Annotated in this window: 3 protein-coding genes and 1 pseudogene; all 4 read right to left on the reverse strand. The window is 68.4% G+C overall.

From position 1 onward, the window contains the following. A pseudogene (locus tag L995_RS11760) lies at positions 1 to 230 on the reverse strand (RND transporter); the annotation flags it as partial. A gap of 23 nt (positions 231 to 253) precedes the next feature. Next, positions 254 to 3,415: a multidrug efflux RND transporter permease subunit gene (locus L995_RS11765; RefSeq protein WP_016454684.1), complete on the reverse strand. Its 3,162-nt coding sequence runs from the start codon at positions 3,413 to 3,415 to the stop codon at positions 254 to 256. A gap of 348 nt (positions 3,416 to 3,763) precedes the next feature. Then, the gene (locus L995_RS11770; RefSeq protein ID WP_047471886.1) at positions 3,764 to 6,895 is read right to left on the reverse strand and encodes an MdtB/MuxB family multidrug efflux RND transporter permease subunit; all 3,132 of its coding nucleotides are present in this window, start codon (positions 6,893 to 6,895) and stop codon (positions 3,764 to 3,766) included. Positions 6,896 to 6,940: 45 nt separating this feature from the next. Continuing rightward, positions 6,941 to 8,220: efflux RND transporter periplasmic adaptor subunit (locus L995_RS11775; protein ID WP_047471888.1), on the reverse strand; the 1,280-nt coding region annotated here is incomplete at its 5' end.

The raw sequence follows: 8,220 nt of genomic DNA on the forward strand, positions 1-8,220 counted from the left end.
AGGCGGTTGAGCTGCTCGTCGCCGAACAGCTCCCACCAGTTGTCGGGCACTTGCGCACGCGACGGGTCCGCGGGCCGCCAGATGCCGGCCTCGGCCGCCTCGGGCGTGGCTTCCTTGAACTGGGCCGGCACCTCGAGTGCGGGGCGCTGGTAGGCGCTCTGCGTGGAGCAGCCGGCCAGCAGCGCGGCGGCCAGCCAGATCGCCGGGGTTTGGAGTGTCTTCAGCTGCATGGCCTTGGGCTTTCGGATTCGGTTCACTGGGGTGATGCGGCGGGCACAGGGGTGCCGCGGTCCTTGCCCTGCACGCGGCCACGCAGGCCCATGACACGCTGGCGCAGCCTGTCCAGCAGCACATAGACCACGGGCGTGGTGTAGAGCGTGAGCAGCTGGCTCAGCATCAGGCCGCCCACGATGGCAATGCCCAGCGGCTGGCGCAGCTCGGCGCCGTCGCCCCGGCCCAGGGCCAGCGGCAGTGCGCCGCAGATGGCCGCCAGGCTGGTCATGAGGATGGGGCGCAGCCGCAGCTCGCAGGCGCGGTAGATGGCCTGGGCGGCCGTGGCGTGGCCGCCGCGCTGCCGCTCCAGCGCGAAGTCGATCATCATGATGGCGTTCTTCTTGACGATGCCGATCAGCAATATCACCCCGATCAGCGCGATCAGCGAGAACTCCGTCTTGAACAGCATCAGCGCCATCAGCGCACCCACGCCGGCCGAGGGCAGCGTGGAAAGAATGGTCAGCGGGTGCACCAGGCTCTCATAGAGCACGCCCAGCACCAGGTAGATGGTGATGATGGCCGCCAGGATCAGCAGCGGCTGCCCCGACAGCGCCTGCTGGAAGGCCCCTGCCGTGCCGCTGAAGCTGCCGCGCACCGACACGGGCACGCCCAGCTCGGCCACGGCCGCGCGGATGGCGTCGCTGGCATCCGACAGCGCCACGCCTTCGGCCAGGCTGAAGCTGATGGTGCTGGCCGGCGTGCCCCGGTCGTGGTTCACGGACAGCGGCGTGTTGGTGGTGGTGATGCGTGCAAACGAGGTCAGCGGCACCTGCTCGCCCTGGTTGTTCACGAAGAAGAAGCCGCGCAGCGTCTCGGGGCTTTGCAGGTAGCGGGGCGCGGCCTCCATCACCACGCGGTACTGGTTGAGCGGGTTGTAGATCACGCCCACCTGGCGCTGGCCGAAGGCGTTGTTGAGCGTGCCGTCGATCTGCGCCACCGTCAGCCCCAGGCGCGTGGCCGCGTCGCGGTCGATCACCAGCGAGGTCTGCAGGCCGAAGTCGGAGACATCGCTGTTCACGTCCGTGAGCTGGGGCAGCTGCGACAGCACCTGGCGGATGCGCGGCTCCCAGGTGCGCAGGTCCTGGATGTCGTCGGCCTGCAGCGTGTAGTCGTACGAGCCCGAGCTTTGCCGCCCGCCGATGCGGATATCGCTTTGCGTGACCATGAACAGCCTCGCGCCGGGCTCGTTCTTGAGCTTGTCGCGCAGGCGGTTGATCACCTCGTCGGACGATACCTTGCGCTCGGCCAGCGGCTTGAGCGACATGAACATGTTGGCCGCATTGCGCTGGCCGCCGCCCGTGAAGCCCGTCACGTACTCCACGGCCGGGTCTTCCTGCACGATGGACAGGAAGCGCTTGAGCCGCTGCTCCATGGCCTGGTAGGAGGTGGACTGGTCGGCCCGGATGAAGCCCATCACGCGGCCCGTGTCCTGGCTGGGCATGAAGCCCTTGTCGATGGCCATGTACAGGTGCACGTTCAGCGCCACCACGCCGGCCAGCACCAGCAGCACCAGCGGCTGGTGGCGCAGGCACCAGGCCAGGCTTGCGCGGTAGCCGGACATGGCACGCCGCTCGGCACGGCCCACCCAGGCGCCGAAACGGTCCCAGGCGCGGCCCATTGGCCCGCGCGGACGCGCCTGTGCAGCAGGCCGCTGCGGCCGCAGCAGCGCCGCGCACATCATGGGCGTGGTGGTCAGCGACACCACCATCGAGATCAGAATGGCCGCCGACATCACCACCGCGAACTCGCGGAAGAACCGCCCCACGATGCCGCCCATGAACAGGATGGGCACGAACACCGCGATCAGCGACAGGCTCATGGACACCACGGTGAACCCGATCTCGCGCGCCCCGTCCAGCGCCGCGCGCAGCGCGGTCTTGCCGCGCTCCATGTGGCGCATCACGTTCTCCAGCACCACGATGGCATCGTCCACCACAAAGCCCGTGGCCACGGTCAGCGCCATCAGCGACAGGTTGTCCAGCGTATAGCCGGCCAGGTACATCACGCCGAACGTGCCCGCCAGCGACACCGGCACGGCCACGGCCGGAATCAGCGTGGCCCGGCCATTGCGCAGGAACAGGAACACCACCAGGATCACCAGCGCCACGGCGATCAACAGCGCCCGCTCCACCTCCACCACCGAGGCGCGCAGCGTGGGCGTGCGGTCGGACACGATGGTCAGATCGATCGCCTCGGGGATGGACGCCTTGAGCTGCGGCAGCAAAGAGCGCACGCGCGCCACGGCCTCCAGGATGTTGGCATCGGGCTGCTTGAAGATCTGCAGCAGGATGGCGGGCTTGCCGTTGGCCACGCCGTAGTTGCGCACGTCCTGCACCGAATCCGTGACATCGGCCACGTCCTGCAGCCGGATCGCATTGCCATTGCTCCAGCGCAGCACCAGCGGCGCATAGTCGGCCGCCACGCGCGCCTGGTCATTGGCGGTCACCTGCCAGTAATGGTCCTCGCGCTCCACCGCGCCCAGCGGCCGGTTGGCATTCGTGGCCGAAATGGCGGTGCGCACCTGGTCCAGCGACACGCCATTGGCCGCCAGCTTCACCGGGTCCAGCTCCACGCGCACGGCCGGCAGCGCCCCGCCGCTGATGGACGCCTGGCCCACGCCCTCCACCTGCGAGAGCTTCTGCGCCAGCACGGTGGACGCCGCGTCATACATCTGCCCGCGCGTCAGCGCGCTGGACGTCAGCGCCAGGATCATGATCGGCGCATCGGCCGGATTCACCTTGCGATACGTAGGATTGCCCGGCATGCCCGAAGGCAGCAGCGTGCGCGCCGCATTGATGGCGGCCTGCACATCGCGCGCCGCGCTGTCCACCGTGCGCGACAGATCGAACTGCAGCGTGATGCGTGTACTGCCCAGGCTGGAGCTGGACGTGATCTCATTGACCCCCGCAATCGCCCCCAGCGCCCGCTCCAGCGGCGTCGCCACCGTCGCCGCCATCGTGTCGGGGCTTGCACCCGGCAGGCTGGCCGACACCGAAATCGTCGGATAGTCCACCTGCGGCAGCGGCGCCACCGGCAGCAGGAAATACGACACCGCCCCCGCCAGCGCCAGGCCGATGGTCATCAGCATGGTGGCAATGGGCCGGAAGATGAACGGCGCCGAGAGATTGGACAGCTGGCTCATGATCCAGCCCCAAAAATCCCAGGCCGAGCGAAGCGATGGCCCATCCCCCCGCCTTCCCCCCTCTGCTCACGCCTGCGTTGGGCGCGGTGCGGGGTGGCAAGCCTGCCGAAGGACAGGCTTGCTTCGTCATCTGACTTGCCGCAGTTGTCTGAGCGGCGCGCGAAGCGCAAAGCGAGTTCTGCGGCACACCCCGCATCGTGCCCAACGCAGGTTGCCCGCAGCGAAGCGAAGGGTCGTGGGCAGTGGGGGCGCATTTCTTTGCCTACTTTCTTGCTGCGAGGCAAGAAAGTAGGTCGGCCGCCGGGCCGAACCCCGGCCAGCGGCGCCAGCCAAGACAAGAGCGCAAGCTCAGGCATGAACGCTCTCCCGAGAAGAACGATCCCGCCACCTCTGCGCCCACCCCTCAAACGTCAAATAAATCACAGGCGTAGTGAACAGAGTCAATAACTGGCTCACCAGCAAGCCCCCCACCAGCGTCACCCCCAACGGATGCCGCAACTCACTGCCCACCCCCGTCCCCAGCATCAACGGCAAGGCCCCCAGCAAAGCCGCCAAGGTCGTCATCAGGATAGGCCGGAACCGCAGCAGGCAGGCCTGGTAGATGGCCTCGCGCGGCGTATGTCCCTCCTCGCGCTGCGCCTCCAGCGCGAAGTCGATCATCATGATCGCGTTCTTCTTGACGATGCCGATCAGCAGCACGATGCCGATGATGGCGATGATGTCCAGGTCCAGCCCCGCCAGCAGCAGGGCCAGCAGCGCGCCCACGCCGGCCGAGGGCAGCGTGGACAGGATGGTCACCGGGTGGATGGTGCTCTCATAGAGCACGCCCAGCACGATGTACATGGTGATCACCGCCGCCAGCACCAGCAGCAGCGTGTTGGACAGCGAGGCCTGGAAGGCCAGGGCCGCGCCCTGGAAGGCAGCGTCCACCGACAGCGGCATATGGCCCTCCGTGCGCAGCTGGGCCATCAGGTCCTGCACGGCCTTGACGGCATGGCCCAGCGACACGCCGGGCGCGGTGTTGAACGAGATGGTGGCGGCGGGCAGCTGGCCCACATGGTTCACGGCCAGGGCCATGGGCCGCTCGCTGACCGTGGCCACCGAGGACAGCGGCACGGGCGCGCCCGCGCTGGAGGCCACGTAGATGGACTGCAGCGCCTCGGGCCCGACCTTGAACTGCGGCGCCACCTCCAGCACCACGCGGTACTGGTTGGACTGCGTGAAGATGGTGGAGATCAGCCGCTGGCCGAAGGCGTTGTACAGCGCCGTGTCGATGGCCGAGACCGTCACGCCCAGCCGGCTGGCCTGGGCCCGGTCGATCTGCACGAAGGCCTGCAGGCCCTGGTCCTGCAGGTCGCTGCCCACGTCCACCAGCTCGGGCAGGTCGTGCATGCGCTCGACCAGGGCCTGGGTGCTCTTGGCCAGCTGCGCCATGTCGGGCGAGGACATCAGAAGCTGGTACTGGGTGCGCGCCACGCGGTCCTCGATGGTCAGATCCTGCACGGGCTGGGCGTACAGGCGTATGCCCGGGATCTGCAGCGCATCGTCGGACAGGCGGCGCAGCACGGCGGGCACGCCATCGCGCTGGCCATGGGGCTTGAGGTCGATCAGCAGCCGGCCCGTGTTCAGCGTGGTGTTGCTGCCATCGACGCCGATGAAGGACGAGATGCTCTGCACGGCCGGGTCCTTGAGCAGCAGCTCGGCCAGGGCCTGCTGGCGCTCGGCCATGGCGGCAAACGAGATGGACTGGTCGGCCTCGGTCGTGGCCTGGATGGTGCCCGTGTCCTGGTCCGGGAAGAAGCCCTTGGGCACGGCAAAGTACAGCAGCACGGTCACGGCCAGCGTGGCCAGGAAGACGATCCAGGTCAGGCCACGGCGGTCCAGCACCCAGGTGAGGATGCGGCCGTAGCCGGCAATGGTGCGGTCGAAGAAACGGCCCGTGGCGTGGTACAGGCGGCCATGCTTTTCCTCCTCGGCCCCTTCGGGCTGGTGGCGCAGCAGCCGCGCGCACAGCATGGGCGTGAGCGTCAGCGAGACCACGGCCGAGATCAGGATGGCCACCGCCATGGTGATGGCGAACTCGTGGAACAGCCGCCCCACCACGTCGCCCATGAACAGCAGCGGGATCAGCACGGCGATCAGCGAAATCGTCAGCGAGATGATGGTGAAGCCGATCTGCCTGGCGCCCTTGAGCGCGGCCTGCATGGGCGGCTCGCCCTTTTCCACGAAGCGCGCGATGTTCTCGATCATCACGATGGCATCGTCCACCACGAAGCCGGTGGAGATCGTCAGCGCCATCAGCGTGAGGTTGTTGATGGAAAAACCGGCCAGGTACATCACGCCGAAGGTGCCGATCAGCGACAGCGGCACGGCAAAGCTCGGTATCAGCGTGGCCGAGGCGCTGCGCAGGAAGACGAAGATCACCGCCACCACCAGGGCGATGGCCAGCATCAGCTCCAGCTGCATGTCGTTGACCGAGGCGCGGATGGTCACCGTGCGGTCGGTCAGCACCTGCACGTCCAGCGAGGCCGGCAGGGTCTCCTTGAGCTGGGGCAGCAGCGCCTTGATGCGGTCCACCGTCTCGATCACGTTGGCGCCGGGCTGGCGCCGGATGTTGAGGATCACGCCCGCGCGCGAGCCACCCTCGGGCGTGCCGGCCCAGGCGGCCAGGCGCGTGTTCTCGGCATCGTCCACGGTCTGGGCGATGTCGGACAGGCGCACGGGCAGGCCGTTCTTGAAGGCGATGATGAGGTTGCGGTACTCGGCCGCCGACTGCAGCTGGTCGTTGGCATCGATGGTGGAGGCGCGCGCCGGCCCGTCGAAGCCGCCCTTGGCCTGCTTGACGTTGGCGGCGGCGATGGCGGTGCGCACATCGTCCAGCGTCATGCCCAGGCCGGCCAGCGCCGTCGGGTTGGCCTGGATGCGCACGGCAGGCCGGCGCCCGCCGGCAATCGCCACCAGTCCCACGCCGTTGACCTGCGAGAGCTTGGGCGCCAGGCGGTTCTCCACCAGGTCATTGACGCGGATCACCGGCAGCGAGGGCGAGGTGATGGCCAGTGTGAGGATGGGAGCATCCGCCGGATTGACCTTGCTGTACAGCGGGGGCATGGGCAGGTCGCTGGGCAGCAGGTTGGCACCCGCGTTGATGGCGGCCTGCACCTGCTGCTCGGCCACGTCCATGGCCATGTCCAGCGCAAAGCGCAGCGTGATCACCGAGGCGCCGCCCGAACTGGTGGACGACATCTGCGACAACCCCGGCATCTGGCCGAGCTGGCGCTCCAGCGGCGCGGTGACGTTGGAGGTCATCACGTCGGGGCTGGCGCCCGGGTACAGCGTGGTGACCTGGATGGTGGGGTAGTCCACCTCGGGCAGGGCCGAAATCGGCAGCAGCCGGTAGGCCAGCAGGCCGGCGATCAGCACCGCCACCATCAGCAGCGAGGTGGCGACGGGTCGCAGGATGAAGATGCGGGAAAGATTCATGGGGCCGCCTGGAAGGGCTTGCGGTCTTCAGGTGCCGGGCGCTGCTCAGCGCCCGGCAGGAGCGGGAGCCGCTGGAGCCGCCGGAGCGGCAGACGCCGGGCCGGGCGATGGCTGGGGCGAGCCCGGTGACGGCGCAGGTGCCTGGGATGCAGGCGCGGAACCTTCGGCGGTCGGTGAGCCGCTGCCGGCGCCATTGCTGCCGCCACTGTTGCCACCGCCATTGCCGCCATTGCGCTGCCCACCGCGCTCGGCGCGCAGCTTCTGCAGGTAGGCCTTGCGCTCGTCGGGGTTCATGGTCGCCAGCTTGGCGCGCACATCGGGCGGCAGATTGCGCATGCCGCGCGGCTGGCTGGAGGCGTCCTGCACGGCCTGGTCCACCTTCTGCACCTTGTCGGGCTCGATCACCGTGACCTTGGCGCCTTCGCGCAGGCGGTCAATGCCATCGACCACCACCTGCTCGCCAGGCTTGAGTTCGCCCTTGACGCTGACGCGGTCGCCATCGGTCACGCCCACGGCGATGCGCCGCTGCGTCACCGTGCCATCCTCCTGGACCAGATAGACGTAGTTGTTCTGCACGGCCGTGGTCGGCACGGTCAGCGCCTGCTCCAGCCGGTCCACTTCCAGCCTGACGTTGACGAACTGGTTGGCGAACAGCCGGCCCTCGGCATTGTCGAAGGCGGCCTTGGCCTTGATGGTGCCGGTGGCGATGTCGATGCTGTTGTCCACCGCATTCAGGCGGCCGCGCCCCAATTGCTGCTTCAGGTCCCGGTCCCACAGCTCCACGGGCAGCTCGCGGCCCTCGGCCAGGCGCCGCGCCAGCGTGCCCACATGCGCCTCGGGCACGGAGAACACCGCATCGATGGGCTTGACCTGCGTGATGGTGACGATGCCGTTGGCATCCGAAGGGTTGACCACATTGCCCCGGTCGGCCTGGCGCAGGCCCAGCCGGCCCGCAATGGGCGCCGTGATGCGCGTGTAGCTCAGTTGCAGCCTGGCCGCATCGGCCTGGGCCTGGTCGGCGGCCACCGTGCCCTGGTACTGGCGCACCAGCGCAGCCTGGGTATCGACCTGCTGCCCGGCAATGGAATCCTGGGCCTGCAGCTCCTTGTAGCGCTGCAGGTCCAGCTGGGCGTTCTTGAGCAGCGCCTGGTCGCGCTGCAGCGTGCCCTGGATCTGGTTGAAGCTGGCCTGGAAGCTGCGCGGATCGATCTCGGCCAGCAGCTGGCCGGCCTTGACCTCGTCGCCTTCCTTGAAATGCAGGCGCAGCAACTCGCCCGACACCTTGGCGCGCACCACGGCCGTGGCGCGCGGGTTCATGGACGCGG

Origin of the sequence: Delftia sp. ZNC0008 (assembly GCF_000799035.1) — a bacterium.
GTDB lineage: Bacteria > Pseudomonadota > Gammaproteobacteria > Burkholderiales > Burkholderiaceae_C > Comamonas > Comamonas tsuruhatensis.